The following is a 26,601-nucleotide window of genomic DNA, read 5'->3' on the forward strand; positions in this document are numbered from 1 at the left end:
AGATCAATCTTGCGTTGGCGAAACCCTTGAGGTTTACGATGGATGTTCTTAACCCAACGCGTCACGCTCGCCACGCCAACATCAAACCGGGCCGCAACCTCGGCTATCGTAAGTCCTTTTTTCTCTCTGACAGACAGGACTTTACGGCGGAAATCCAGTGAATAGGCCATCTCTAAATTATAATCAAAATTATCTGGTTGTGCTATACCGCAACAGGTGTTTCAATAGGCTAGGCGTGTTAGCTTCGAATGCGTCTTATTCCATTCCTAAATCAAAACTGATTTTGTCGACTTCACCTTGCCGTATTATTTATACTGTCTGCCGTTCGCCTTCGCGTCATTTTTGATTTGGAAATGGGATTATCCGCAATGGTGGCATACATGATACGGCCAAGCCTACCCTTGGTGGACGACGGCACGAAAATCTTTCGCGTGAAGAAAAAGTTGCTTTTCTGGCGCCCTTTATAGAAAAAGCACCGGCAGGAGGCATTTTGATTGTGAGCGAAATCAAGCAAGCATTGGATGCCCGCTTAAAGCGCAAAACATCGCTCGCAGCCACCTACAACCTACTGCACCGTCATGGCTGGCGCAAGCTTGCTCCTGACAAGCGTCACTCCAAAGCAGACGTACTCGCTCAGGATGAGTGGAAAAAAACTTCGCGATACTCTCATAGAAATTGACCGGGCGTGGCATGCAGAAGGGATACTTCGTCTGATGTTTCAGGATGAAGCTCATTTTGGGCGTGTTTCCGATACACGCCAATGTGGGTGCCCTCAACCTATCCGACCATTATGCCAAGCCATAATCACCCAGGAATATGTCTATGCTTATGCTGCTGTCTCTGTCGCTGATGATGAACTGGATATACTTATCCTGCCTCAGGTTAATAGCCATTGCAGGCAGCTATTTCTGGATGAAGTAGCGTCACGTCATCCCAATGACCGGAGTATCCTGGCGCTCGATGGGGCAGGATAGCATCGTAGTCACACTCTCAAGCTTCCACATAATCTACGCTTACTGATGCTTCCACCCTACTCACCGGAACTCAGTCCTGTAGAGAATCTTTGGGATGAGCTACGAGAGAAATTATTCCACAACCGTGTATTCGACAGCCTGGACGCACTTGAAAATCACCTGGAAGCAGCAATGCGCGATATGGAAAAGATTGTGAATGTGTCCAGTCTATCGTTGCATGGCCCTGGATTATAAATTCACTTATGAAATAGAATTGGAATAATACGGCAAGGTGAAGCCGACAAAGTCATTTTTGATTTAGAAATGGAATTATCCCTACACAGAACAGCGGCGACGCGAAACCACAATCATCCGTATTAATGGGCGCATCATTGCGGTGAGCAAGGGATCACCTGAGATGCTTTTCGAAATGCCCAAACTCACTTTAAGTCAGCGATCTGTCTGGTTAGCTCAAGTTAACCAGCTTGCTGCAACAAATCACAAAGTGTTGGCCTACCTACGTTGGGATATAGGTGAATTCTGGGCAGGAGTAGAACCTGACCAGAATGGCCTATTCGCTGGCCTGCTAGCTTGTGAAGATCCGATTCGTCCAGGAGTAATCAATGCAACACATCAATGCTGTGAAGCAAGTATCCGGGTCATCTGGTGAGTGGAAATCACCCAATCACGGCAGTAAGCGTTGCACGCGAAATCGTTTTGATCGACCAGCCAAATGGAGTAGTATTGGGTGATGAGCTGGTTTTGCAACTCGCGCAGGGCAACACAGCTATTCTTAAATAATTATCCGTCGTGGCACGTGCTATGCCGATGCAAAAACTGTCACTGGTGCAGGCTCTCAAGGTAAAAGGAGAGATCGTTACAGTGACAGGAGACGGTATAAACGATGTTCCTGCGCTCCAATGTGCTGATATAGGCATCGCTATGGGAGAACGCGGTACGCGCAGTGCACGAGAAGTTGCCTCCATCGTTCTGCTTCAGGATATAGTTAATCCCATAAAAATGATTCAAATTTCATAAGCGGTAAAGAGCTGCTCGATGGAACAACCCTCCCTTTTTCTGATGGCTTTGGCCTGGGCTCGTTTTGGCTCAATGTCATTAAAGTCTGGGGAATAAGACGGTAGGTATTCAAGTGTATGCCCGACATGGGCAATGGCGGTTTGGATATCCTGCCGCTTATGAAAGGTTGCGTTGTCCATGACAATCGCGCAAGCGAGCAGAAGTTTAGGCAAAAGGTCCTGCGTCACTCACGCATAGACAATGTTGGCGGTGATATGGGCTATGAACAGGCCTACGGTCAAGAGTGCCTTTCCGATCAGGGCGCCGATCACATGGGTTCGGCCTCTTGCATGCCAATCTTTTACGTCATGGCAACGCTCACCCATTGGCGCATAGCCATGCGTGCGCGGCATGTCGTGAGCAAAGCCGCTTTCATTAAGGTAGACGATGACGCGACCTTCGCGTTCATAGCCTTCAATTTTTTGCTGGAAGATACGCCACTCTTCTTCGCTGGCTTTGGGGTGACGCAGGCTTTTTTTTATAAGTCACGCCTAGACGCTTTAACGCGTGATTGATGCCCTGCGTACTAACTCCAAGCCGTTTGGCGCGCTCATACTGATACGCGTCCAGATAATTCTTGACGTCTTGCGCCAACATTTCCCTGTCAATCTTAGTTGCAGGCTTGTTACGGGTTGTCTTGGGATCGGGAGTTTTGATCCAACGCATCACGCTGGCCATACCTACACCAAAATGCTTGTCTACTTGCGCGATTGAGAGGTTCTCCTTCTCTCGAACAGATAATACTTTACGGCGAAATGATATCGGATAGGTCATCGGTAAATTATAATCAATTTATAGGAGATATGCTATAACTTCAATACTATCGTGCGCGCGATCACCGAAGGCCGGCAGTTATTCTGCAATCTCCAGCTCGGTTTTCAGTACATCCTGCTCATGCACATCCCTCTGGTGGTTACAGTGATTTTTATTCCATTGATAGGCCATCCCATTCTGTATTTACCCATTCACATCGTATGGTATGAAACTATCATTTATCCCACCGCACTGCTGGTATTTCAAGAATTGCCGACCCAGGGGCCATTAAAACCTGTTCGTAAACGGCAGGCGCCCGTTTTTTTTCGCATGCTGAATGGAGTTTGATTGCAATTATTGGTATTTTGCTCATACTCTTTACTCTATAGAGCTATCACCGTGGTTTGTTTCCTGGCCCAAATATCGAACATGTCCGGGCGATGACAATAGTCGTCCTCAGCCGCACCAACGTTTCGGTGATTGCCCTGTTAAGTAGGTTACGCACTTTCAGTGCCCGACTGATTACATGCTTAGCGCTGATATGCTCAGTTTTGCTGGTACAGACCCCGTGGTTTGCATCTTATCTTTCGCTTCAGCCACTCCATCTGGATGATTGGCAAATTGCCGCAATTGGCGGATTCCTCTGCGTCACCCTGCCTATCATCCTCTTTTCCCTCGGAGGTAAGTTAAAATGGAATTAAGGGCGCCTCTAAAAATTCATATTTCATCACAATACGTTGTTGTTCTCGCTTCGTTGTTTATAACTCTAATTTTTAGAGGTGCCCTAAAGATAAAATCAAGTAGCGTAAATCTCTATCAAATCAAAAGGCATAAGAGTTTTAATCGCCGTAACTTCATCAGAGTAGTATTAGGCGTCAATGTTCAAGACATAATGGTCCTATAAATAACTACACCTTTATTCACTCCGGCAGATGATGTTTACCGACACTGACCCGCTTGGCTTGTGGAGTTTCGGCTCCCAACTCCTCTATGAACTTGACTTCATTACCCACCTGCAAAAGATCAAAGCTTGGATCGATAACATTATCGCGATGAAAATAACGTTCGACGTCGTCCTGTCCTCTAATGAAACCATAACCTTCTTCATAAAAGATACGCGCAACGTGCCCAATCTGATCAACAGCATGTGCTTTAGTTTTAAGCTGCATGCGACGCACATGATCCTCAAGCTGACGCTTGGCAGCATCGAAAGCATCGCGCAAGGCTACATACGGATCTTGATGATGATCGCGGTTAACCACAATATCGCTGCCGGGCACACCGATATTGATGCGGACATTGAACTCTTTCCCTTGATGATGATGCTTATGCGGCATTTCGACTACTACATGGCAGGAAACAACGCGATCAAAAAAGTTTTCGAGCTTTTCCACTTTGTCGCGAATATGCGCTTCTAGTGCATCGGAAGCAGGGATATCGCGTATGGTGATTTGTAGTGGGCTTTGCATAATATTGTTCTCCTTCCATAGTTCATCTTTAATTACTAGCGGCGAATACCCGCCTCCTTTTGCTGCTCGTGTGCCATGAGCTTAACGAGTGCATCTAGCTCCTCAGATAATAATCCTAACAAATCATCGAGCGTAACAATACCGATCAACGTATTATTATCATCCACTACAGGCAAACGACGTACCCCCTTGACACGCATATATTGAATTGATTCAAATATACCCGTATTTTCCTTTACACTAGCAAAATCAGAGACCATAATATCACCAACAGTGATAGCGTTAGTATCGAGTTCCGGTGCAATAACTTCCATGACCAAATCGCGGTCAGTCACAATACCGACCGGCACTCGTTTCCCTTCTCTCCCATCATCGATTACCATTACATCTCCAACATGGTGCTGGCGCATCAGCTTAGCTGCCTGTAATACGGTATCATCACGTTGAGCAACGACGACTTCACGTTTACAAATTTCACCTATAGGCATGTTATTTACCTCTCATCTATGGTTAATTTTTCTAAATTAGAATACTTTATTTAGTATGAGGAATTTTCGGATCCTCAGTGCCTGAAGGGCAAGACTCTTCCGCTAATTCTTTACACTTTTCAGCTTAAGTTTTTTTACATTAGGCGCACGTGGATCATCAGCAGGGTAAATCTTCTCTGCAGCTGCTTAACTTTCTTCAGCAGCACTAGACTCAGGCTTTAGTTCCATTGGTTCACCACAACCGGTAAGAGCCAACGATAGAAAGGCGATAATAACGACGAGATAGCTCATCTCCAATCTCCTTTATTAAAAGTTGAAAACTCGAAAAAGTGATTTAGCTTTCATACATACAATCTGCAATCAGGCTATACTTTTATCTTTATTAAGTTTATATTTGTGCCGTTAGAGATATGATTAATCTATCCAAAAAAGAGAAAGAATTAAATACGTGCAGACACGTATAGGCATATCCTTATTCTGTATTGATTGATAGATGCAAGCTGTTTTTGTTTTTTGTCGTAGACTGTATTTATTCAGAACACGAATCTAATCATTAAACATACTGTGATTGACTCATTTACAGGGCTAAGTTTTCAAACACTGCTCAATGCAGTATCAGATGCTATATTGTTAACCGATGATTCGGATCACATTGTGCTAACAAATGTGGCCGCACAACAGCTATTCGGTTATGTAGATCATGAACTTTGTGGTCTAGCGATCGAAGAACTCATCCCCCCTCACTATCGGGATCTTTATCAGTACTACCGTGAAGTTTATTTAGGCAAGCCATGGAAACGCGACATAGGGAATGACAGGACGCTGGTTGTCTTAACTCGAGACAAACAGGAGCTGAAGGTAAATATTGGTCTGAATCCCCTGACAGCCCACGATCGATTTTATATTTTAATCACACTGAATATTAGTGATCGACGTCGTCAGGCAGAAGTCGCGCTGAAAGTTAGTGAAGAACGGTTGTGGCTAGCCAAACAAGCAGCAGCATTGGGCGTTCTTGATTTCGACTTAGAAAACAACGTCATACACATTGATAAACGGATGCGCGAGCTCTGGGGTTGCGGAACTGAGAAAATCATGACTTATGAGAAATTTATCCGCGCGATTCATCCCAAAGATTATGCCACTCACCAAGCCGCTTTTGAGAAAGCCATGGATCCTGCTGGAGATGGTCACTATCTTGCAGAATTTCGTGTTATTAATGCTGCTGATGGATTTGAGCGTTGGATTACCATAACCGGGCAAGTCCACTTTGAAATAAGGCGCGCAAATCGCCTTGTCGGCATGGCGCGCGATATCACTAAACGCAAAACACTCGAGAAAGAACTTCAAATGCAGCGCGCTGAATCAGAAGTGCTTTTTAAGCAGCAAGTAGCGATTCATACGGCTTCTGCCATTGCCCATGAGCTAAATCAACCGCTTACTGCAATTTCTGCATATAGTGAAGTCACATTGCGCGCAATGGAAAGTGAGGCTTTCAATATTGACGAAGTAAGACAGATGCTTGAAAACTGTGTCAAACAATCTCAACATGCTGGTCGCAGGCTGCACGAACTGGTTGCCTTTCTGCAAAAAGGAGAAATGGTTACTGAAAAACTCAGTCTGAATGAAATGGTAATGGATGCTTTAAAAATTGCCCACAGCGAAGGCTATAACGATTTCCATCACGTGTTACATTTGGAACCCAATCTTCCTGCAGTGCTTGCCAATCGTCTTCATATACAAAAAACCCTGGTAAATCTATTGATAAATGCTGTGGAATCAATGCGCGCAGCGAATGTCTCATCCCCTGCAATTACGATTGCCATCAGCACATTAAACGAAAAAAACTTAGCCACGGTCTCAGTACGTGATACTGGCCCTGGAATTGATCAAGAAATAGTCCGGTATATTTTTGATCCCTTCTTCACAACAAAACCAACAGGGATCGGCATGGGATTGTCGATCAGTCGCGCCCTCATTGAGGCTAATGGCGGTCAGCTCTGGCTTGATCCGGATACCACGGAGGGTGCTAAATTTAACTTCACGCTACCTTTTGCATCATGACTTCTCAACACTTCATTGTTTTCATCGTGGATGATGAGCCAGCAGTAAGAGATTCCTTGGCCCTTCTGCTCAAACAGGAAGGAATCTGTGTACAGACTTTTGAAAATGCAGAAAGCTTTCTAAGTGCTTATCAACCTGATTACAAAGGTTGCATTATTCTTGATGTACGCATGCCCGGAATAGATGGCATGCAGCTTCAGGAAAAACTCTTAAATTGTAAAAATATAATGCCCATTATATTTCTTACTGGGCATGGTGATATCCCTATGAGTGTCAGAGCAATCAAAGCGGGTGCAATTGATTTTCTAACCAAACCCATTACCCGCGTAAAACTTCTTGCCTCCATTCAATCAGCTTTTCTTGAAAGTGAAAAACTAATAGAAGCGAATAAACATAATCAGGATGCGCTATCACGCTTATCAAGCCTCACGAAACGTGAGTATGAAGTTATGATGATTGCTATTCAGGGATATCACAACAAGGAAATTGCATCTCGTCTCGGTATCAGCTTTCGCACGGTAGAAATTCACAGATCCAATATCATGCACAAGACAGGCGCAATCAATCTGCTTGATCTTGCACGTATTGCCTATGAAAGTGGATTAAACACCTCAACATAACGCTGTGCTTTGCCAGCACTAGCTCAACGTCACCTCTACAGTAAGCAGCCAAGGATATATATACGTATTTATACGGATAGCCTCTCGCAGCGATTCTTGATACGGTAACCCAAACAAGATTTGCAATAGAGGAGTGAGCTATGCAAGAAACACAGGTTGAAATGACTGTTTTTGAGGCAATTCTAGCTAGGCGCTGTGTTCGTAGTTATACTGAGCAAGTAGTTGACTTGGACGCTATACACATACTGCTAGAAGCCGCTATACATGGTCCTACAGCACTACATGAGGAACCATGGACATTTGCCATCATTCGCGATAAGCAGCTATTAAAATATATTTCAGATTATGCCAAACCTCTGTTTGTTGAAGAACTTCGAAGAACAGGACGCGCCCCCGGTTCCTTTACTGAACCTGATTTCAATATTTTCTACGAAGCGAATACGCTGATTCTGATTTGTTCGAAACAAACCGGGTTTTTTGTAGCTGCGGATTGCTGGCTGGCAGCCGAGAATCTGATGCTGGCAGCATGTGCCATGAAATTGGGGAGCTGTGTGATCGATGCTGCATTGACCGCTTTAAATGCGCCAGATATCAAGGTTAAATTAAATATTCCGGAAGAATTTTCCATTATTGTCCCGATTATTCTTGGTTACCCAAATGGGGAGACGCCACCTACTCGCAGAAGGAAACCTATTATTATAACGCTAACCAGTTAACTGTTTGGTTTCATGTAAACCAAACAAGTTATCTCTGCTCTTTCAGGAATTCGGAAATTCAAAAAGCTATCCCATTTGAATGGTCATACCATGTGAATAGTACGAACATATACTCACGATTTTTGTAGAATATACTCCAAGCAATCGAAGAAGTATGAGCCTGAACTCTACTCCCATTTGTGCAATAGTCGAGATCAGAAAAGCTATGCAACAGTTTGTCAGGAGTTATTGCTAGACGAGTGTTCGATAAGATTTAATTCCATTTCCAAATCAAAACTGACTTTGTCGGTTTCACCTTGCCGTATTATTTATACTGTCTGCGGCTCGCTTTCGCGTCAATTTTGATTTGGAAATGGAATAAGACCGTATTCACAATACCAGAGGTAAGCTGCATATAAATCCTATCCACGAAACGTAAACTGATCGAATTCTAAATGGTATCTTTAACAAAATTTCTCAGGTGGCCTCATTTACAACGTTTAACAATGCATCTTAACAATGTACTTCCCAGCAACATAATCTGGCGGCTTTGGTTTATCGGATTACTTGCTGCGGCAGTGGATGCAGGTTCTTTCCTATTGCTGATGCATAGTGAGGCTGGTCTTTTATTGGCGCATATCACAAGCTTTCTCATAGCTGCTGCGATAAATTACTCATTCTTTTCGAAATGCTTGCCTCAACCGGTTCACCCAAACTCCTTGCGATGGCAGCTATTCAGTCGCTACTGGATAGTCAGTATCTTGGTTTTGTTAATGCGCGGTGGCCTGCTAGCCTTGCTCCTTAACGTCTGGCATATATCACTCACACTGGCTATTTTTCCGGTTATCGTTATAACCGCTGCGATGAGTTATATGGGGCTCGTATTTTATGTATTTCCACTTCTGCAGAAGCTGCCTTCTCCAGCTATAGGCTGGCGTGAAGCCACGATTGGGATTATCGTATTTACTATCCTGCTGCGCTTGATCTATTTAGTTCAAGCCCAGCTAATTCCAGATGAAGCATACTACTGGGTATATGCTCAGCATATGGATCTGAGTTTTTTCGATCACCCCCCCATGGTTGCATGGCTGATCTGGCTTGGTACCGCACTCTTTGGTGATAATGAGTTAGGGGTCCGCATCAGTGCATTTATTTGCAGTTTGATAACGATGGGTTATCTATATGCATTAGCATGCAACCTTTACGATAAATCGACGGGGTTGCGCACACTGTTGTTACTGGCCATCTTACCCTTTAGCTTTGCAACCGGCATGCTGATGACAGCAGATGCACCCTTGATCGCAGCCTGGGCTGCTACACTCTATTACATGGAACGTGCACTGATAGCTGGTCACAGTTCTGCCTGGCTGGGTATGGGGATCTCATTCGGCCTGGGTCTCCTCTCAAAATATACAATTGGCTTATTGAGTATTGCAGCTTTATTATTTGTTATCCTGGACCCCATAGCGCGTCACTGGATGCGACGCCCTCATCCCTATCTTGCTGCCATGCTTGCCTTATTATTATTTACCCCGGTCATTATCTGGAATGCCGAACATAACTGGGCTTCATTCTTATTTCAAGGACGACGGCTAGAAGGAGCGGGTGATGATCAATTCTCAGTACATCTTCTATTTCTTAACATTTTAGTGCTGCTCACACCGGCTGGATTCCTTGCTGCCGCCTGGGCGCTAATAACAGGTGGCAATCACGATAGCGATCAATCTGCACAAAGGCGTCGCTTGTTTATGCGGGTTTTCACTGGAACGCCATTTGCAGTGTTTTTTGTTCTTAGCGTGTTCGATTCAATGCGTTTTCACTGGACTGCACCGCTATGGTTAGCGGTATTGCCGACAATCGCGTGGATGATGGGGCAGACCCATCGTTTAAGCAGTATCACAAGCCGCCTGCAAGCAGCATGGAACCCGACTATCGCAACTTCCATGATTGCTTATGCATTTATACTGCATTATGTCGTACTGGGATTTCCAGGTATTCCCTATCCGGACTTCATGAAACGGTATTTCTGGCGCGAAACCACTATTGAAATTGAAAAAATTGTCCAGAATACACAGCAACAAACTGGACAAAAACCACTTGTCGTAGGTATGAGCAAATGGCCGATTGCGAGTTCGCTGTCTTTCTACAATCGAAAAGAACCCATGGATATTCGCTCACGTAACATGTTTGGTGATAGTGGCGCTATGTATCAATTCTGGTACCCATCGGAACCGCCAACCACTCGGCCGATTATATTGGTTGGTATAGAGAAAGACCATCTTGAGCAGGGCCGCTGGGGTAACGATATTACTCACATGCTTGACCGACCTGCCCCTATACAGAGCCACTTAATCATGCGTGAGGATAAACCGTTGCGGTGGGTATATTATAGAGTTGCCCAGGGATATCGGGGTAATTGAGCATGGTGGATTATTCTAGAGGCGGTTCTCAAGTTCAATTATTCCCGTTTCTTTTTGCCAGCTGATGGCAATAGCGGTGATGACAAGTAGCAAAGTAGGAATTTTGCTATAAAGAATAAAGGTATCCGTTAGGCCTGATAAGAAAACAAAATTTACCAGCGTGGCTCCCAAGACGGGAAGTTGGCAAGCTCGTAGCGTTTGAAACCAGCCTCTTAGGAGGAAGACTAATGCAAAAATACCAAGCACTCCGACATGCATGCCAATTTCAATCCAATCATTGTGATAGTTAGTTGTTTTATGATATTCAGGTAAATTCTTATAACGACCACCCTTATAGGTTATTATCGTGTCTTCGAAATAACTTCCTGCTTTTCCTGTACCATATCCAATTAAAGGTTGTTGCATAATACCGTGCAAGCCAACGTCCCAGATGGCAAGACGATATCCAAGGCTAGTGCCATACTTTCCTTGCTGGTATAACTCTACACCGTCAAGGATTTGAATAAGCCTTCCTTGAAAGCTGGTGCTATTGAATGCAAATATAAGGATCACAGCAATTAATGACGACGCAATGCCAGCCAATATTCTGATGTTTGTTTTATAGAGCAGAAGAATTAATAAGCCCGTCGACATCAGGGTTGCCAGGAGAGGCCCACGTGCATCCTGATTGAATTGAAGAAACAACAAGAAGGCTCCAAAAAACCAAAGTGCTGACTTTAATTTTTTATCGCTATTTATGCTTGCCAGGTAGATCGTCAGCATGACCCCAATCCCGAGCATTAATGAAAAATTTAAATAGCTAATATTGAGAGGAGGGATTCCTTGTACTCCAACAATCGCCCATTGATAAAACCCCATCAGTAAAACACCGAAATAACCTATGAGCAATCCCGAGATTGCCCAAGGCAAGCGCTCTTTATTCAACAAAGATAAAAAAGGAATAAAGACTAAGAATGCAAAATATCTTCTCCACTTTATATATTCAAACTCAGGGTAATCGCCCCAGAGTGTTCCGAGTGCAACCACACCAGATAAAATGAGTATTGCCATTACGAAGGGATCTTTGATCATTCCCCTCAGCCGGCTAAACCCCCCTTCCAAAATCCAGAGTACAGTCAAAATGATACCGGCAGGCAGGCTCAACCACTTGCTCCACAAAGCAATACCAAAAAAAAGGAACATGGCTTTTGTCAATATGTTGTGCCATGCATAAGAAGTCTGTATCAGATTGGCTGAACTGACTAGTTTCTCTTGCATCAGTAATTTTTATACTTAATCTTGAGATAATCTGTGAAACAAACCCAATAATCGCTTTTAAGAATTATTTTTTAGAGAAGTAATGGTCATCCCTAGATTTTTTCCAAGAATCAGGTCACATGCTTCACGCACAGCACCATGTCCAGCCGCGCGGGTGCAAACGTAATGAGCTCGCTGCATAATTTCTGGAACGGCGTCTGCTGGACAGATAGCCGCTCCTACCCTGCTTATGCACTCTAAATCACAAAGATCGTCCCCCATATAGGCAACATCGAGTAAAGACATACGCCAAAGCTTAGCCTTGCTCTGGAGCACTTCAAATTTATTTTTTATTCCTGGATAGTAATCATCAATATTCAATTTCTTCATTCTGGCGGCAACAGCAGGGCTATCTTCGGAGCTCATGACACAGACCTTGATGCCGTTTTCACGCAGCAATTGCAAACCGTGTGCATCGCGAGTATTAAACTTCTTTAATGCTTCACCATCCGATCCATAATACATACCGCCATCAGTCAGTGTGCCGTCCACATCAAGGATGAACGCTTTAATCTGCGAAGTACCTCGGTTTGATTTTAATTTTTGCCTTAGCAGAAGTTGCTCCACCACAATCCAGTCGACTTCATCATCAATCTCAATTGCAGTTTCAGCAGTCATCTCATGAATACCGATACGTCCCCCCAAACGGCTAGCCGTTTCTCTCAGCAATTTCGCTCGTGTTAGGTAAAAGGCCCCATTTTCCATTAGACATCCTTCAAAATCTTGCCGTCTTGGACGATTAGCCGGATCATAATTAATAGGTATTGCTGATTTGGTCCAGAAAAAACGTTTCGATGACACGGCAGTTAGCAGAGAATCCAGATTGTCAGTAACAAATCTATGCTTAGCCATACGAAAATCATCTGCACGGGTAAGCGGTGAAGTAGCCTGGATCAGACTAACTACATCAAATGATATTTGCTGGTGAAACTCGAGCATAGCGCTTTCGGTACTCGCTGTGTCTGTGCACGTTTCAGCCGAACGATCCAGCACTTTAACAGCAGAAGGAAATTCTTCCAGTACTATCTTTCGGATTTTCGGTGAATCGGTGGCAACGTAAATCTCATCGAAACACTGTGATGTAATTGCTTGTTCCAGACTCCAGGCAAATAGAGGCCGACCTGCGATGGAGCGGATATTCTTATCAGGAATCGATTTCGAATTTGCACGCAGAGGCATAAAAGCAACCCAGCGCATCAGTTGAAATGAACTCCTTGCAAACGTTTGAGCTTATTACGCTGCGGTAACTCAATTTCCAGTATAGGTATCTCCTTAAATGTCAGTGCATTGGAGACGGCGTGCACATCTCGTACCAGCTTGCGTAACCCATCCGGTTCCAATGAGGCGGCATGATCAGTTCCCTTCCAAGTTCGATCCAGAGTAAAATGCCGCTCAATCCAGGATGCCCCCAATGCCACGGCTGCAGAATCAATGGCTATCCCGAGATGATGTCCAGAAAATCCAATTTCCTTAACGCGAGAGCCAAATCGTTCCTCTATAGCTCGTAACTCCAGCAAGCAGACTTGCTCAAAAGGAACGGGATAGCCTGAGGTACAAGCATATAACACGATCCGATGAGCAGCATCATGTGCTTCCATCAAACTCACAATCTGTTCTAGCTCCAGAGGTGTAGTCATCCCCGCGGAGATATGAATATCACCGCTATAGTTACGGGCAAGGAATTCCAGCATAGTGAAATTGAGGTTGCACGCAGAGGGTATCTTAATGAATTCTGGATTGAGATCTGCAATTTCCTTTGCAGAGGTAAGATCCCAGACTGAAGTTGAATAACCAATACCATGCCCTTCGCACCACTCTTTTAACTGTTGATGTTGCTCAACATTAAATTCTAGAAATTCACGATGTGCACCATAAGTTTCCCCATAACTATTCTGTGGACTGGGATGAGGTGCATGGTACTCCTCAGGAGTAAGCAGCTCCTTATTCGATCGTTTCTGGAACTTGACGAAATTGCATCTAGCAAAGCTCGCGGCGACTTTTATCATCTCACGTGCAATCTCAATGTCACCTTTATGATTACAGCCTATTTCAGCAACAACTCTGGGTGTTTTCATAGATATCAATCAGTAAAGTAAGAAACTTAAGTGCTGATCCTGAATACATGCTTAGCATATGGCGCAACTTTAATCTTGTCAAAGCGCTTTAATAGCTCACCAAAACGCGCAATTTTTTGTTCAATTTCTTCTACTGAAATTCCAGGAAAACGGTGATTATGATAGGCCAGCCGATTAGGACCTGGTCGACGCATATAGAGATTCGTTAAACCAGCTTTTAGCTTGGTAAATAGCCATCCTTGAAGATAGGTGCCGATTGGTTTAGCCGGTGGTTGTTCTTTACTGTAACCACTGGCTTCCAAAATATCTACAATCCGCTCACAAGCTAATGAGCCCTCTTTTGCCGCCAGGAAGTAATCGATGAGATCTTGGCGTTCCTGACCATCCGCTGCCCCTATTTCACCCTTAAGAATCTGAGACAAAGTCTCTGCCATTTCCTCAAAATTGAAACATTGATAACTCAGTTTAGTAGGCAGACCTTGAAAGTCATAGTCGTAATATTTGTTAAGCGTTGCCAGATAAGAGATCGCAGGGACACCAAGCACATAAGCCTCCAGCCCGGTCGTGCAGCCATTGTGTACCATCGCTTTTGCAGCGAGTAACCAAGGAATGACATTGCCTTGATTAGTTATGACTACTCGCGGGCATTTCGCAGCAATTTGATGATAGATTTGATAACTTTCACTGGGATGAGGACGAATAATAATAGTTAGCTCAGGAAATGCCTGCTCGAGCATTGGAATAAGTTGCTTGAAATCCTCCAGAACTGACAGTTTATGCTCTCGCAGACCTTCAGCAAACTGCCTGCTCATGCCAATACCAGACTGACCCAAACGTGCTGACTGCGAAGGAGCTTTTGTTGGCAGAAATAAGCCCACACTGGGAATATAGGGGTTTACATCACTAAAATTGGTGTTAATAAGAATGAAATCTCCATAAAGACTCCTCAATTTTTCAACGTCAGAGGCAAAGTAAGGACGAATTTCTGGCCGCAGCATATCACCACGCGGATTTCCAGTAATATGGATGGGCATATTCTCAGGTAGCGAAGGATATTGTCGAAGCAGATCAACATTTTCCTGACCCCAGGCAAATACATGCGATACATTTTTGATTGTCATAGGAGACAAGCGAAGGGAAAAATACGTCTCTGGAGGTGGATGAACCAGCGCCTCTTCTTCCCATGCAACAATCTCATGACCCAGTTGGCGCAATATCTTAAACATTGAACTACTCAGGCTACGCATACTTTTCGCTAAATAGATGCCCCGAGGAACGGAGGCTACCTGGAAATGAGCGTAGGCTCTAGAACCCATGATGACTGGAAAACCACGCTCGGCTGCAATACAGGATAAAAGAATTTTCGCATCCAACTCACGAACTTGGCTTTCGACAGGAATAATAAGCGTTGAAGCTCGATTTTTCATATGATATAGCACTAACTTAAAACCATTAAACAGGAATTAAACTAAACCGCTCGGGTGTGATAGGTGTTATGGCTTTTTCATTTGCTAATATCCTCCAACGATCGGAAAAAGCATTAAAAATATGAGAATTGCTGGAAATAGCAATAATTTCGTGATTCAACCAGAATGAAGGCTTCGTCCAATTAAAACTACCAAAAATGGACCACTTCTGATCACCGGCTTCAACTAGTATGAACTTAAGATGCATGGGCAAATTATCACAATTTCGCTTGAACCGAATCCCCGCTGAGAGCAATCGCTGTTCTACGCTCGAAGTAACCCGCCTAAGTGTTTGTTCTGCAATGACTTCCACCATTGCCCCCCGCTTAGCAAGCCCCACGATCACCTCAACAGCCCGCTTTGTTCTGATATGTGATGCTGCAATACGAATACGCGCATCTTTGCCTATTTCGGTCAAGAATTGTATGACGGGATGGGGGCGCATGCTGGGTAAAAAATAAATGGTAGTATCGGTACCTTTGATGGTGCGATTTGCACGCTCAGAAAATCGATAAAATAATCCTGGTGATTTTTGGTGTAACTGTCGGGCATGCTTTACCAGTTGCTCAATGAGCAGCGGATCATAGCACCCAATCAGCATATTATGACCCTGATCCTGGTCACCAATCTCTCGAATAATACCCAATCTATCTTCCAATCGGTTTCCTGATGGATTAAAAGAACCGATGAAGGCGACGGGTTTCGGATGCGAAAAACAATACAGCTTTTCATGTAACTGAGGCCTCCATGCTCTTCTTGGTGGGGAAGGTATTCCGGTAAGCGTGACAGTACGAAGCTTATCACCTAAACCTTCTGGTGCTGAAAGCATGGCAATCACGTCATCATTGGCATCGGAAACACGTGGCTTGCCGGCTAGACAAATGGTCACTTTGACGCCTCGTTTTTGCGCTTGGATGAGTGCTCTGGCAAGATCTAAATCACGAAAATAATAAGTAACCCAATCGATAGAACCCCCTGCTGGAACAGCAGCGATCTGCTGTGCCAGCAGATCGCGCAGATAACCTGATGATCGGTCAGGCCCACCAAAATAAACCTCGTAAGCTGATTTCATTTGCATAATGAATTTACCTCCAAGGGAGCATATTTAGCTTCGATTGTTTGTCTCAAATTAAATGCCAACAACTTGCCAAGCCGCTCATTGCCAACAGGCCCATCCCTTGTACGTTGGATGATATCTAAATCAGGCGCTTTATTAGCCTCGATTAAGCAAAGACCCGTGTCGAGTATAGCAACATCCCAGCCGATTACCACCTGATCAGAGAAAAGACGGCCATGAGCATCCTGAACAAAGCGGATCAATTCAGGCCAGCACGGAAGCTTGCGATCCTGGAGGGGCACATTGATTTGCGGATGCCGGTCGTACCATCCATCAACAACTATTCCCCAGGCTCCGCGAGTGCCTCTGCCTAGTTCATCCGTCTGAATATCGACATTCACTGCAATGCCGCCGGCATGATAGTTGTCGACGACAGTTTTGCTGCTTCGGGCGATACGAAAGACCGCATCCTTCACCTCGTAGTTATCTGACTCATTACGACAGCTCATAACACGAATAGTGGCCAGCGTGCCATTGGCAAGATCAGTGATTTCTCTGTGGTTTATGGGCCTTGGCTGCACAAGATAAGCCTTATGTTCTGAGGCTTTTCGCAAGTATTCAATTAATTGATCTCCCGTTGCAACCTTCCCATCACTACATCGAAATTGCCCCGAACTGAGATAATCCCAACGCGAAGCACCTCCTCCACCCTGTCCAGATAACGGTTTTACGAAAAGATCAATTTCGGGCAATTTTTCATCCTGCCAATCAAGTTTCCTGATTTGTCCTTTCTCAAAAATCCAAAAGATAGGTGTGGTTGCAATACCCTTATCATTACAGCGAGCCTTAAGGTATGCTTTATCCTTGATGCACGCTGTAGAACGCTCAACGGGAATGGGGAGACCACCAGTGTATTTTCGTAATAACTTATAGAGACCCGCTTTTATTTCAAAGCGATTAAGATATTCACCTGCGTGTTCTCTCTTATTCTCATCGTGCCATTCAAAAATGTAGTACCAGGGAGATAGGATTGCATATCGGGTAGTGAGCCTGATTTGCTCGTAAATTTGCTTGATTATTTCCTTATCTGTTCGCTTTTTGATAAAGCGTCCACTAAGTGTGCCGAAGACTATTGTCAGCAAAATGATCACGAATGGCACCAATGGAAGCGCTGCATACATTATCAGGCGATCAACCATCTTGATTTCATCCCAGACTTCACGCTGGAAATATCGATGAATTAATGTAGCCGCCGTATCATCATCGGATAGTCTGGGCAAGATCAAAAATGCATCAATCAAATCACGTGTAATCATCACACGTGATCCTGTCTATGCCTAAATCCAATTTTTCCATTGCAGTCATCTCTCCATTTCGCATCAAACAGATGTATGATGATTTGAGCTAATTTGCTACACTTCTTTGCTCCTGATCTAGAGAACACAATTTCCTTCTTTAATTCATCCTGTTTCTTGAATCGCAAATTATGCAAAATGGTTATTCTATGTACTTGTCTTATAAATAGATAGAACTTTCCTTCAATGCCATAAAAATAATGAATGTTTGTTTATAAAATATCGATTAGTTATTTTATAAAGATAAGCGATAAGCGCTTAAATACGCAAAACGTTCTCTATGCCAATCTGTTTGATTAAAAAAATGTAATTCTTGAATTGTGAAAATCTCGTGAGGACTTCTCGTCATCCCTTCAAGATGCTGACTTGCTGATACTTTCCTGAGCGCAGCATGAAATTCGCTCATGATTAAGCTGTATAGTTGCATAATAGAGTGTATTTACTTTCTTATCTTATCCCTCATCTAATTCCATTTCCAAATCAAAAATGACACGAAGGCGAGCCGCAGACAGTAAAAATAATATGGCAAGGTGAAGCTGAAAACTCAGTTTTCATTTAGAAATGGAATAAGAAGGCACACTTTTTTTCTCGTTTTCACTCTATAAATGAATTACAAATTAACTTAAAACCATTCATAAGTGAATACGTATAAATACGTAGAAAAAGCTTTATGTTATTCCATTTTTAACGGTCATTGTCAGTTTGCTGCCGACCCCATATAATGAAACACATTTTTAGGAATGCTTGCTCGTTATCCAATACTAGAAATGCCAGGGGTGGTGCTTGGCAGAGATAACTGAATAAGCATTCAATTGGCCAATATTCCGCATCACAGCATTCGACCGCGAGATTTTTCTGCGCCCAAATTTTGTGTTATTTCACGCTAAACTAGCTTTGTTGGCTTCACCTTGCCGTATTATTTATCCTGTCTGCGGCTCGCCTTTGCGTCATTTTTAGTTTGGAAATGGAATTCGTAGCTGAAATAGATTTATTTATGGAAATTAACAATTTTTATTGCCATTAATTCATTTTATAGCGTGAATAGGAATTGGCTATAATAGGGTGATATCAGGAGTATCAATGATCAACAAGAAACCCTGATAAATGGATTGATTATCTACCTTTTCTTTTGGTCATAATATGGATAAATTATTTGGAAAGTAATCTAACTGAACAGTCTTGTATCGTCTTTTCTTTAAACGATAGTTCTTTTATTTCCAGTCCAAATGCACGGCCCCAAAATACCAGTGAGATGCGCAACAAAAGAGGAATGCCGGGCATCATCCAGATTCCTGTAATGCGCTTGTCTACCCGCCGCCAACCACGAAGAACAACACTGATTAACGCACTTAAGCATAAGGGTTGGCTATACATCTGCAAACACAGCAATGTAGGAGATATAGCCGGTATAAGCCAATGTACATAACCCCCTTCATGGAACACATTCTCTATTGCATCGAGGGCCGACGGAGGAAAGTCTTCTAATGAACAATCTCCTGAGAGCAGAAGTATATTCTGTCGCGCTTTGGGGTAGCGTGAAAGGTATAGAGTGCGATTACGCTTGATTAGTTTCTGGAAGGCTCGTCCACGGCCGAAAGAGCCGCCCACTTTATGGTAAATATGTGCGCGGGGATGTACGCCAAAGCGCCAGCCACGAAGATCAAGTCGGCGGCCAAGATCAATATCTTCATAATAACCTCGCCCAAATACAGGATCGAAGCCACCCATTTCCTGAAAAATATCACGACGAATCATAATGGCATGCCCTCTCAGGTAATAAGTCGGTATATAGCCGCCTTCTCGCAGCAAATATTGATCCAGGTTATATTTGGCATAACTGTTACCCGCTGGAATGATGGCCGCTAACTTAGCATCAGCAGCTAATGCTGCACATAGCAATGGCAGGAAATCATGGCTTATTTCAGTATCTGAATTAAGAATTAATACATAGAAAGCATCAGATCGATTAACTGCTTCATTCACTGATCGACCAAAGCCCTGATTCTTTTTTGCATGGTAGACATCCACGCAATCGTACGGCAGGTTATCTAACATCTGCCGTGTCTCACTGGCGGAAGCATCATCCTGAATAAAAATACGCCTGATGGAATTGCCAAGATAGGCCACGACAGAATCGACGCAGCGCCGCGTCAAATCAGGTGCATTGTAAACAGGAATCACGACATCAATTGATTGGTCGGAAGACGCCATCGATTTACTCATGATAACTTACTCAAATTGCAAGAAACCAGACAATGCATACCTACTCCATTTTGTGCTCGGGCTATCCATTCACTCTGAAAGACCGCGCCGGGGATCGCTAGTTCTTCCAATTTAGCTAATTCTAAGATCAGATTGAGATCGCTTCAAATTATTATTACTCTTTATCTTTCCCTCCGAACGTATTTGTGCTTGCGTCTCCAGCAAACTTACATAACGCGGCAATACATCGACATCATAATTATCGATCATTTCTTTGATAAAGCGCTGTCGATGCTTCTCGATATAGAAGGAGTTGCAACCATTAGAAAGAAATTCTTCTATTTTTTGAGAGACGTCATCACGACATCGTAGTTCTGTTTCCGGTATAAACTCAGCGACTGCAGAACGGCCCGCATGCAGGTAATCCGCTGCCAATACCGGTTTTTTTGCCTTGACCGCTTCAAACACTACCGAAGTTGCAAGATCGATAATGACATCCGCCCAGTTCATCAAATGGATCGAGTGAATGTAGTCGTCAGCGATGCTCACATTTGGTAAGCGGCGCAGGGAAGCATCTTTGGTCAAAGATTGTTTCCAGCCGCCACGAGTATGGGGCTTGATCACCAATACAATTTCTGGGAAAGTAGCAATCATTCGAATAACTTCGCCCACTTCCTCCCAGAAAATGGTGAAATCATCCTTTCTCAAAAACATCGCTATTTTGAGTCGATTGCTGGAGCTTGCCAGCGGTGCAGGAGGTAACAATTCCTTCAATTTAGCGAGCCATTCATCGCAATAGCGCGGCGAACCTAGTATTGCTAATGAATGATCAGTCATAAAGGGATAAAAGCGTTTGGCACATAATTCATTCGGCACGACTAGCTTGTCAAATATTCGCCCAGCGGAATATAGCGTGTTCGGCTGAAGACTCCATTCGCCATGCCGTATCAATTGATTAGCATGCGGACTATCTCCGTGAGGGAGCGATACTGCCCCTAAGCCCATGGTGTGAGCCATGGAGACTACTGTTTCAACCCACTCCAGACATACTGGCGAATTTTTTGTAATCCAGTCAAATACCACAACCCCCTTATCCAGATTTACAAAACTATATCTTAGCAGCTGATGAGCAGTAATTCTCCAAGTGCGTTCTCGTTGCTCATTATCAAAAATTCTACACAAGGCAACAGCAAAGGGTCCTATAAGCGAGCGTCTTAAACTATGGCTCAATAACAGCGTTTGAATTCGCCATGCGGCATATACAAGTGCTGGCAATAACTCTCGTATATGAGCAACGCGCACAGCCGCCAGAGTGGCCAAATACTGAATGCGGTAATCATCCCGAAATTTTGGATTGCCTATCAGAATGACGTCACAAGTATGACCAGATTCAATCCATTTGGAAATGACCGGGGTAATATGATCAATATCATTATAATGGCGAAGAAAGAAAAGTGCTTTCATTCAATATTTTCTAAAATATTCATTCAAAATGGTGAAATTAGATTAACCCTGGCAAAGCTGAGCGAAGACCTTAATTTTTCTATCCTGCCCAACTAAGGAATCTAGGTTTAATGAATCATGGTAGCAAATGGCTTCTTCAACAAACGCGACGCTAACATGTTACTACATGGTACTGGAAATGAAGTCAAAACTAATTTCATCCAGACAAAAAGTCGGCAATGTGGTGATATTACTTGGCTTGCAGCTTGTTTACACTTCTAGATAAATCAAGGAATTGTTATGGTAAGTAATAAACATATTCTCCTATACGAAGAAACTGAAATCGTAAGAATGCTGGCGATTGGGTCGGGAGCCGATTTATCGGTGCCGAAAGTACGGTACAAAGCCATCGAAATATTGGAAGGGGGGGAGTCATCTATTTGCCCCGAAGTGGATTCGAGTTATCTGAGCGAGAGCGAGAATTGATCTCGAACACATCGAATATATTGACACGAGTGCCCGATGTCGAGGACGACCGACGATCATTTTCGATCCAGCGCATGGTCGCATCAAGAAATATCATTACGTACACGTAAAAGAGAAAATGATGCGAGCCCAAGTCAAAGATACAGCACGCCCTGACCTTGAGGTAATCATGTCGCGTTATAGCAAATAGGGTGATAATGTGATCACGCAATTGTTTCCTAGCTACAAGCTAGCGCTCGACCGTAAACGAACCACTTATCGGTCGATATCTCGCAACAGCAGCCAATCATTACACATCGACTCCGAGCTACAGATGCCCCACTCAAGGACGCAGTATGCTGCGCATCTTCACTAACATCAATCCTGCCAATGGACCACGTATCTGGCAGCTCGGTGAACCATTCGAACCCTTCATGCGCCGTTTCCTGCCTGCTGTACGCCTTAGTAACCAAGTTGGGTTTTCTCTATTCTTGCTCACCTCGGCATTATTGACGGAACAAAAACCAAATACGACTAGTACATAGCCACGTTGCGCTCTCTTGGTATCCGTGACGAAGAGTATCAGCGAACATTATCGCGCAAAATCATGGAATTTCCGGCTGGATCAAGCTGGATCGCGCTCACCGATTTGGTACTACATGGTGCGATGGGGGGCAGCACAGTCTCGACCAAATATTCTACCTGCCGGCAGATGCGATGAATGACCCGTCATGCTCTCCATTACACATCTTAGAAAGATTAACCAGCGAAGCCTTGGCTTAAGGATAAGCCGACCCCGTTAGATATACCGAAATCATTTTGATGATCGGCAAATAAAGGTGCCTTATCGCAAGGGTGATTCTGAATTCCAAGATCGAATTTAACTGGTTAAAATATAAAGACGAAGTTTAATTTGATGCGTCCATTAAACTATGGAATTCAGTAGGCACGATATACTCCGCTAGCATATCGATAGTCTAATTTGAACCACTTCTCGCAAGTATCTATGAAACTTGTTCGATACTTATTCCCCTTTTTATTAACAGTTTTTTGAGAAAAGGAATGTAAAATTCAATAAGGAAGGGCTTCCATAAGCAGGTAGTCGCATCTATCCAATTCTTTGTCATCATAATGGATTTGATTTAAGATATTTTCCAAGCTATAAACAGCTGATAGTTTAAAACGGTGACCAAACGATTGAGAAAAGCCAACTTCATATTTTCTTATTATCGCCATCTTAAATTCTAACACTTCAACTTTGCTAAAAAATTGGATGAATTCCTGTGAATTTATTACAGCCTTTTTGCAATAAAGGAAATATGATTGTAGATGGAGAGAAAAATGTAGAGAATCTGTCATTCCTATAATATCAGCATTATTATTTTCCAATCTTGCAATTATATTTTTAATACTGAAAAATGACCCTAGAACGCTATCATTTGCTAAAAGTAATGCATTGTGTAAATGATATTGAGGGTATTTCCTGCAATCCTATATTCCAACCATAGAAATCATAGCCCCTGTTCTCCCGTACAATTATTCTTATACAAAGTTTCGAGAATTCCTTTCGATCTGTATCTAAGATCATATCGCTTGAGCTGATGGAAATGATATCGAACCCTGCTAGCTTAAGCTCGCTAAGATAATAATATACATTCTTCCTAATGACGCTCTTTTCGTCAAAACTGTAGAATAAACATATTGGTCTAGCATATTTGGATGACAAATACCCTGGTTTTGAGTATCGCACTTTTGGCTTTTCATATCTTCTGCTGTTTATGAGTACGCTAGCCAGCATCTTACGCAAAAGCTTTAAGTCTTCAACTATTTTTTAGTTTGCCAAAATATTGATGTTTTCATAAATCTTTGCTGAAGCCGCATAAACCTCAAAAATTTTAGCAGGGGCAAGCGATTTTGCACCGACACATGTGTTGCTCTGCATGATTCAAACAATAAATCGATCCCAAGTTCCGTAGCGGTTGTGTACCGGACCACGTGGCAAACTGAATATGATCAAAAGTAATCCGCAAACTATGCTGGAAATGAGTGACTCAATACTTGTGTCATAAAAGAAAGGCGTAACTAGTAAAGCTAAACCAAGTGGTATGAGAAAAAATCGACTGGCGCGACCCGATTCAGCCAGAGCAGTAATGGCTACGGTCAACACAAGCGAGCCAATTAAATGATCTGCATTGGCCATGCTTGTTCCAGCATCCAGCGTAATACGCGTAAACATCAGCCAAATTCCAATCGGTAGACACATTACTAAATTCCAGGGCAAAGTCACGCCGCCCCCTAATATTTCCTTGAAAATTTTTGAGGGTCTTTGTGCAAAATTTTCTTCAATTACTTCCTGTTTTCCTTCATCTGTATCTCCCTGAAAGAAAACGTGTAGGAGGGAACGTCCCTGTTTTTTTCTACGATATAGAAATTGGCACGTTGCGATCAGTTCATCAATAGAATAGGGAATTTGTATTAGCATGGCCACTGCAGCAATCAAGCATAACGTGCACCATGTTCCGATCAAGATCGGTTGAATAATAATAAAGAAAATGGAAACAATGCCCAATGGCACAATCATAATACCAAATAATATCACCAGCCATGGCATAGTCCGCCAGCGCCTTGCTGAGCCTATCATGCCGGTCAGAATTTCTAATGCATAAGTCAGTGCTCCCAATCCAGCATCGGGTACCGGCCAAGCTTTCGAAATGGATGAAGTGATTATTTTTTCGGTTCCATTGCGCGGATCTTGTGGTGAACCTGCAAAAAATGGTTCCCATACGCCATCGATATGGCCAAGCTGATAAGCACACAAATAGCGGGAGATAAAGAAACCAATAAACGCCAGTATGATAATGGGCAAACGCTGAAACCAGCTAGAAGGGGAGTACGACCAACCTGGGGGTATCGTCGGTCCGGTTTGAGCAGCAACTGCTGAAACACCGGGTACTGGGCGAGTTAAAATTGCAAAACCCATAACCAGCATCCCGACAATTGTGTCGTTGAGATAGGCAGCCGCGGTTGGTGCCCAGAAGATCAATGGCGCACTCAATAACCAGAAGCCTACTGCGCCACAAAGCCAGCGAGCAAAACCAAAGCGCCACGACAAGGACATGAACGATAAAATAAGCAGCACCACACCGGAAATAACATCGCTCCAGACCATAGCTTGCGATTCATATGCCAGGATAAAAGGAGCTGTCATGAGCCAGAAAGCCAGGCCTAGATTGAGGAAATGCGCCCAAAGGTTTTCGTTATGTTGCCGAAAGTACTCTGTTTCATGTTTGTGTCTGATCTGGTCCGCGTTGAGATGTTTTTCTTGCGCTGCTCGTACCCAGTCTGGTAATAAAACACCGTTTCTTTTGTACCAGGCAACAGGATCTTTCTTCAGGCTAGCAATGAGATTTTTTAATCCTTCATAGATCCTATGCTTCGGTTGCCAATCCAGTAATTTTTGTGCACGACTAATATCGAGATCGTAATGATCAGAAGCCAGGTCGATCATAAATGGTTTGATAAAAGGTTTTTTGCCCTGATCAATGGTATCAGGAACAACTGGCTCAGCCTGTTCCTCCAGCCATGCACCGGACTTGGCAATAAATTCCGGAATATCTACCGTTTGCCATTCCTTCTTGCCAAAAATCAGATAACCAATCCGATTCTGCAATTCCTGATAACTCATCACCTCATCCTCGCCAGCCAGCATGATGTTGGTGTGCGGTAATTTCTTGCGGCGGTCTACTACACGTTTGAATAGATCTACCATGTCTTCTTTATGGAGAAGAGCCTGACCGGCCATCAGATCGCCCGCATAAAGATGGCTTCTAAAGTCGCGTTCATAAATTCTGGCTATTTGATGAGACAATGTCGGTACCGCCTTATCGTTATCATATACACCAGCTAACCGCAAAATGGTGTAAGGAATCTTGTTATGTTGCTGCTTGATAACTTTTTCTGCTTCGACCTTGGATAGTGGATAAGCCCACCGGGGCTTAAGCGGCATACCTTCATTGATTTTTTGACCTGGTACAGTTGGTTCGTGAACCAACATTGTGCTAGAAAAAATAAACCGGTCAACTTCAAAGTCTTGCAGGATGTTAAGCAAACGCTGGGTACCTTCAATTGTGACACTCTGATAAAGGGGATTAGGTTGCCCGGTAAAATCGAAATAGGCGGTTAAATGGATAACAGCAGCAATTTTTTGTCCACATTGGGCGCGTATTTCATTAAATGCTGATTTGACAGAATTTTCAGAGGTTAGATTGCAATCAATACTGATATCTGCTTTATCACACGGATTGATATCAAGCCCAACCACGTGGTAACCTTTTCTCAAGGCGTCACAGAGTGAACCTCCTATATTTCCGGAAGCCCCAGTTATAATGACAAGCGGTTTTTGTAGATTAGTCATATTTTTCTGATGATTCATCTTAAATGAATTTGCTCCAGAATTATTTTGTATACTATCAGCAAACAGAACATCTTTATGACAAAAAGGCAAACACTAAAATATAAAAAGCTGTCTCTTGGCATCATAGATCTTTACTGCATTGCTTTATGGCCACACAAGACTTTAAGTATAGACAAAATTATTAGAATATAGACTCTTGAATCAGTTTCACCTTATTACGAATAATTCCATTTCCAAATCAAAACTAACTTTGTCGGCTTCACCTTGCCGTATTATTTATACTGTCTGCGGC

28 protein-coding genes and 2 pseudogenes are annotated in these 26,601 nt (G+C 43.3%); 14 read left to right on the plus strand and 16 right to left on the minus strand.

Annotation, left to right across the window (positions count from 1 at the left end):
- The coding region (locus BM122_RS08420) for an IS630 transposase-related protein (RefSeq protein WP_143083316.1) at nucleotides 1-170 on the minus strand (170 nt) is incomplete at its 3' end.
- A 326-nt stretch (nucleotides 171-496) separates the two neighbouring features.
- Here BM122_RS08420 and BM122_RS23220 point away from each other — a divergent pair.
- The 6 genes and pseudogenes from BM122_RS23220 (at nucleotide 497) to BM122_RS08440 (ending at nucleotide 1,991) form a co-directional block, all read left to right on the plus strand.
- On the plus strand, nucleotides 497-679 hold the full coding sequence (locus BM122_RS23220) for a helix-turn-helix domain-containing protein (RefSeq protein ID WP_177198079.1): 183 nt from the start codon (nucleotides 497-499) through the stop codon (nucleotides 677-679).
- On the plus strand, nucleotides 639-974 hold the full coding sequence (locus BM122_RS22335) for a hypothetical protein (RefSeq protein ID WP_218152041.1): 336 nt from the start codon (nucleotides 639-641) through the stop codon (nucleotides 972-974). Before BM122_RS23220 ends, BM122_RS22335 begins: the two co-directional genes overlap by 41 nt.
- A 39-nt stretch (nucleotides 975-1,013) precedes the next feature.
- A pseudogene (locus BM122_RS22340) lies at nucleotides 1,014-1,208 on the plus strand (transposase); the annotation flags it as partial.
- A gap of 175 nt (nucleotides 1,209-1,383) precedes the next feature.
- The gene (locus tag BM122_RS08435; protein WP_143083369.1) at nucleotides 1,384-1,623 is read left to right on the plus strand and encodes a hypothetical protein; all 240 of its coding nucleotides are present in this window, start codon (nucleotides 1,384-1,386) and stop codon (nucleotides 1,621-1,623) included.
- Entirely contained in the window at nucleotides 1,620-1,754 is a 135-nt protein-coding gene (locus tag BM122_RS25005; RefSeq protein ID WP_256211960.1) for a hypothetical protein, read from the plus strand. The genes BM122_RS08435 and BM122_RS25005 overlap by 4 nt, the downstream gene beginning before the upstream one ends.
- Before the next feature lie 9 nt (nucleotides 1,755-1,763).
- Entirely contained in the window at nucleotides 1,764-1,991 is a 228-nt protein-coding gene (locus BM122_RS08440; RefSeq protein WP_074905160.1) for an HAD-IC family P-type ATPase, read from the plus strand.
- Here BM122_RS08440 and BM122_RS24120 read toward each other — a convergent pair.
- From BM122_RS24120 to BM122_RS08450, 3 genes are all read right to left on the minus strand, one after another.
- Complete coding sequence (locus BM122_RS24120) at nucleotides 1,979-2,203, minus strand: transposase (RefSeq protein ID WP_218152042.1); 225 nt, start codon at nucleotides 2,201-2,203, stop codon at nucleotides 1,979-1,981. The two genes, BM122_RS08440 and BM122_RS24120, sit on opposite strands and share 13 nt — an antisense overlap.
- Nucleotides 2,204-2,218: 15 nt before the next feature.
- Nucleotides 2,219-2,383: a hypothetical protein gene (locus tag BM122_RS24125; RefSeq protein WP_218152043.1), complete on the minus strand. Its 165-nt coding sequence runs from the start codon at nucleotides 2,381-2,383 to the stop codon at nucleotides 2,219-2,221.
- A 61-nt stretch (nucleotides 2,384-2,444) separates the two neighbouring features.
- Nucleotides 2,445-2,804: an IS630 transposase-related protein gene (locus tag BM122_RS08450; protein WP_074905161.1), complete on the minus strand. Its 360-nt coding sequence runs from the start codon at nucleotides 2,802-2,804 to the stop codon at nucleotides 2,445-2,447.
- Nucleotides 2,805-2,855: 51 nt separating this feature from the next.
- On the opposite strand from BM122_RS08450, the gene BM122_RS08455 reads away from it, so the two are divergent.
- A complete protein-coding gene (locus BM122_RS08455; RefSeq protein WP_074905162.1) occupies nucleotides 2,856-3,131 on the plus strand; it encodes a hypothetical protein in 276 nt (91 codons plus the stop codon).
- A 572-nt stretch (nucleotides 3,132-3,703) separates the two neighbouring features.
- Here BM122_RS08455 and hpf read toward each other — a convergent pair.
- The gene (gene hpf, locus BM122_RS08460; protein WP_074905163.1) at nucleotides 3,704-4,252 is read right to left on the minus strand and encodes a ribosome hibernation-promoting factor, HPF/YfiA family; all 549 of its coding nucleotides are present in this window, start codon (nucleotides 4,250-4,252) and stop codon (nucleotides 3,704-3,706) included.
- A 35-nt stretch (nucleotides 4,253-4,287) separates the two neighbouring features.
- The gene (locus BM122_RS08465; RefSeq protein WP_074905164.1) at nucleotides 4,288-4,740 is read right to left on the minus strand and encodes a CBS domain-containing protein; all 453 of its coding nucleotides are present in this window, start codon (nucleotides 4,738-4,740) and stop codon (nucleotides 4,288-4,290) included.
- Between the two features lie 564 nt (nucleotides 4,741-5,304).
- On the opposite strand from BM122_RS08465, the gene BM122_RS08470 reads away from it, so the two are divergent.
- From BM122_RS08470 to BM122_RS08485, 4 genes are all read left to right on the plus strand, one after another.
- Nucleotides 5,305-6,801, plus strand: coding sequence for a PAS domain-containing sensor histidine kinase (locus BM122_RS08470; protein WP_256211961.1), 1,497 nt, complete (start codon nucleotides 5,305-5,307; stop codon nucleotides 6,799-6,801).
- Entirely contained in the window at nucleotides 6,798-7,421 is a 624-nt protein-coding gene (locus tag BM122_RS08475; protein ID WP_074905165.1) for a response regulator transcription factor, read from the plus strand. The genes BM122_RS08470 and BM122_RS08475 overlap by 4 nt, the downstream gene beginning before the upstream one ends.
- Nucleotides 7,422-7,561: 140 nt before the next feature.
- A complete protein-coding gene (locus tag BM122_RS08480) occupies nucleotides 7,562-8,137 on the plus strand; it encodes a nitroreductase family protein (RefSeq protein WP_074905166.1) in 576 nt (191 codons plus the stop codon).
- A gap of 485 nt (nucleotides 8,138-8,622) precedes the next feature.
- Nucleotides 8,623-10,536 carry a glycosyltransferase family 39 protein gene (locus BM122_RS08485; protein ID WP_074905167.1) on the plus strand — a complete coding sequence of 638 codons (1,914 nt, stop codon included), beginning with the start codon at nucleotides 8,623-8,625 and terminating at the stop codon, nucleotides 10,534-10,536.
- Between the two features lie 15 nt (nucleotides 10,537-10,551).
- On the opposite strand, the gene BM122_RS08490 is transcribed toward BM122_RS08485, so the two are convergent.
- The 8 genes from BM122_RS08490 to BM122_RS08530 all read right to left on the minus strand — a co-directional run bounded on the left by BM122_RS08490 (nucleotide 10,552) and on the right by BM122_RS08530 (nucleotide 21,451).
- Nucleotides 10,552-11,730 (minus strand): O-antigen ligase family protein, encoded by a 1,179-nt coding sequence (locus BM122_RS08490; protein WP_256211962.1) that lies wholly within the window; start codon nucleotides 11,728-11,730, stop codon nucleotides 10,552-10,554.
- A 120-nt stretch (nucleotides 11,731-11,850) separates the two neighbouring features.
- The gene (locus BM122_RS08495) at nucleotides 11,851-13,029 is read right to left on the minus strand and encodes an N-acylneuraminate cytidylyltransferase (protein ID WP_074905169.1); all 1,179 of its coding nucleotides are present in this window, start codon (nucleotides 13,027-13,029) and stop codon (nucleotides 11,851-11,853) included.
- Entirely contained in the window at nucleotides 13,029-13,907 is an 879-nt protein-coding gene (locus tag BM122_RS08500; protein WP_074905170.1) for an N-acetylneuraminate synthase family protein, read from the minus strand. Before BM122_RS08500 ends, BM122_RS08495 begins: the two co-directional genes overlap by 1 nt.
- Nucleotides 13,908-13,933: 26 nt before the next feature.
- On the minus strand, nucleotides 13,934-15,334 hold the full coding sequence (locus BM122_RS08505) for a surface carbohydrate biosynthesis protein (protein WP_074905171.1): 1,401 nt from the start codon (nucleotides 15,332-15,334) through the stop codon (nucleotides 13,934-13,936).
- A gap of 25 nt (nucleotides 15,335-15,359) precedes the next feature.
- Complete coding sequence (locus BM122_RS08510) at nucleotides 15,360-16,451, minus strand: phospholipase D-like domain-containing protein (protein WP_074905172.1); 1,092 nt, start codon at nucleotides 16,449-16,451, stop codon at nucleotides 15,360-15,362.
- Nucleotides 16,442-17,746 (minus strand): sugar-transfer associated ATP-grasp domain-containing protein, encoded by a 1,305-nt coding sequence (locus BM122_RS08515; RefSeq protein WP_256211967.1) that lies wholly within the window; start codon nucleotides 17,744-17,746, stop codon nucleotides 16,442-16,444. The genes BM122_RS08510 and BM122_RS08515 overlap by 10 nt, the downstream gene beginning before the upstream one ends.
- 1,188 nt (nucleotides 17,747-18,934) lie before the next feature.
- Nucleotides 18,935-20,008: a glycosyltransferase family 2 protein gene (locus BM122_RS08525; RefSeq protein ID WP_083398406.1), complete on the minus strand. Its 1,074-nt coding sequence runs from the start codon at nucleotides 20,006-20,008 to the stop codon at nucleotides 18,935-18,937.
- 111 nt (nucleotides 20,009-20,119) lie between these two features.
- Nucleotides 20,120-21,451, minus strand: coding sequence for a hypothetical protein (locus BM122_RS08530; protein ID WP_074905175.1), 1,332 nt, complete (start codon nucleotides 21,449-21,451; stop codon nucleotides 20,120-20,122).
- A 279-nt stretch (nucleotides 21,452-21,730) separates the two neighbouring features.
- Between BM122_RS08530 and BM122_RS25010 the strand changes: the two genes are divergently transcribed.
- The 3 genes and pseudogenes from BM122_RS25010 (at nucleotide 21,731) to BM122_RS25020 (ending at nucleotide 22,678) form a co-directional block, all read left to right on the plus strand.
- Nucleotides 21,731-21,916: a hypothetical protein gene (locus tag BM122_RS25010; protein ID WP_256211963.1), complete on the plus strand. Its 186-nt coding sequence runs from the start codon at nucleotides 21,731-21,733 to the stop codon at nucleotides 21,914-21,916.
- A 335-nt stretch (nucleotides 21,917-22,251) separates the two neighbouring features.
- Nucleotides 22,252-22,440 carry a Kdo hydroxylase family protein gene (locus BM122_RS25015; protein ID WP_256211964.1) on the plus strand — a complete coding sequence of 63 codons (189 nt, stop codon included), beginning with the start codon at nucleotides 22,252-22,254 and terminating at the stop codon, nucleotides 22,438-22,440.
- A 5-nt stretch (nucleotides 22,441-22,445) separates the two neighbouring features.
- A pseudogene (locus tag BM122_RS25020) lies at nucleotides 22,446-22,678 on the plus strand (Kdo hydroxylase family protein).
- 288 nt (nucleotides 22,679-22,966) lie between these two features.
- On the opposite strand, the gene BM122_RS08540 reads toward BM122_RS25020, so the two are convergent.
- Entirely contained in the window at nucleotides 22,967-23,305 is a 339-nt protein-coding gene (locus BM122_RS08540; protein ID WP_371264906.1) for a rhamnan synthesis F family protein, read from the minus strand.
- A 535-nt stretch (nucleotides 23,306-23,840) separates the two neighbouring features.
- A complete protein-coding gene (locus BM122_RS08545; protein ID WP_143083370.1) occupies nucleotides 23,841-26,309 on the minus strand; it encodes a vitamin K epoxide reductase family protein in 2,469 nt (822 codons plus the stop codon).
- Between the last annotated feature and the right edge of the window lie 292 nt (nucleotides 26,310-26,601).

This window comes from Nitrosomonas communis (assembly GCF_900114745.1).
GTDB classification, from domain to species: Bacteria; Pseudomonadota; Gammaproteobacteria; order Burkholderiales; family Nitrosomonadaceae; genus Nitrosomonas; species Nitrosomonas communis_A.

Excerpts from the sequence above, each read along its gene's own strand:
- BM122_RS22335 (WP_218152041.1), top strand. The coding sequence starts at position 639 with ATGAGTGGAAAAAAACTTCGCGATACTCTCATAGAAATTGACCGGGCG.
- BM122_RS08435 (WP_143083369.1), top strand. The coding sequence starts at position 1,384 with ATGCCCAAACTCACTTTAAGTCAGCGATCTGTCTGGTTAGCTCAAGTT.
- BM122_RS24125 (WP_218152043.1), bottom strand. The coding sequence starts at position 2,383 with ATGCCGCGCACGCATGGCTATGCGCCAATGGGTGAGCGTTGCCATGAC.
- BM122_RS08450 (WP_074905161.1), bottom strand. The coding sequence starts at position 2,804 with ATGACCTATCCGATATCATTTCGCCGTAAAGTATTATCTGTTCGAGAG.
- hpf (WP_074905163.1), bottom strand. The coding sequence starts at position 4,252 with ATGCAAAGCCCACTACAAATCACCATACGCGATATCCCTGCTTCCGAT.
- BM122_RS08465 (WP_074905164.1), bottom strand. The coding sequence starts at position 4,740 with ATGCCTATAGGTGAAATTTGTAAACGTGAAGTCGTCGTTGCTCAACGT.
- BM122_RS08475 (WP_074905165.1), top strand. The coding sequence starts at position 6,798 with ATGACTTCTCAACACTTCATTGTTTTCATCGTGGATGATGAGCCAGCA.
- BM122_RS08480 (WP_074905166.1), top strand. The coding sequence starts at position 7,562 with ATGCAAGAAACACAGGTTGAAATGACTGTTTTTGAGGCAATTCTAGCT.
- BM122_RS08485 (WP_074905167.1), top strand. The coding sequence starts at position 8,623 with ATGCATCTTAACAATGTACTTCCCAGCAACATAATCTGGCGGCTTTGG.
- BM122_RS08495 (WP_074905169.1), bottom strand. The coding sequence starts at position 13,029 with ATGCGCTGGGTTGCTTTTATGCCTCTGCGTGCAAATTCGAAATCGATT.
- BM122_RS08500 (WP_074905170.1), bottom strand. The coding sequence starts at position 13,907 with ATGAAAACACCCAGAGTTGTTGCTGAAATAGGCTGTAATCATAAAGGT.
- BM122_RS08505 (WP_074905171.1), bottom strand. The coding sequence starts at position 15,334 with ATGAAAAATCGAGCTTCAACGCTTATTATTCCTGTCGAAAGCCAAGTT.
- BM122_RS08510 (WP_074905172.1), bottom strand. The coding sequence starts at position 16,451 with ATGCAAATGAAATCAGCTTACGAGGTTTATTTTGGTGGGCCTGACCGA.
- BM122_RS08515 (WP_256211967.1), bottom strand. The coding sequence starts at position 17,746 with ATGATTACACGTGATTTGATTGATGCATTTTTGATCTTGCCCAGACTA.
- BM122_RS08525 (WP_083398406.1), bottom strand. The coding sequence starts at position 20,008 with ATGAGTAAATCGATGGCGTCTTCCGACCAATCAATTGATGTCGTGATT.
- BM122_RS08530 (WP_074905175.1), bottom strand. The coding sequence starts at position 21,451 with ATGAAAGCACTTTTCTTTCTTCGCCATTATAATGATATTGATCATATT.
- BM122_RS25010 (WP_256211963.1), top strand. The coding sequence starts at position 21,731 with ATGGTAAGTAATAAACATATTCTCCTATACGAAGAAACTGAAATCGTA.
- BM122_RS25015 (WP_256211964.1), top strand. The coding sequence starts at position 22,252 with ATGCTGCGCATCTTCACTAACATCAATCCTGCCAATGGACCACGTATC.
- BM122_RS08545 (WP_143083370.1), bottom strand. The coding sequence starts at position 26,309 with ATGACTAATCTACAAAAACCGCTTGTCATTATAACTGGGGCTTCCGGA.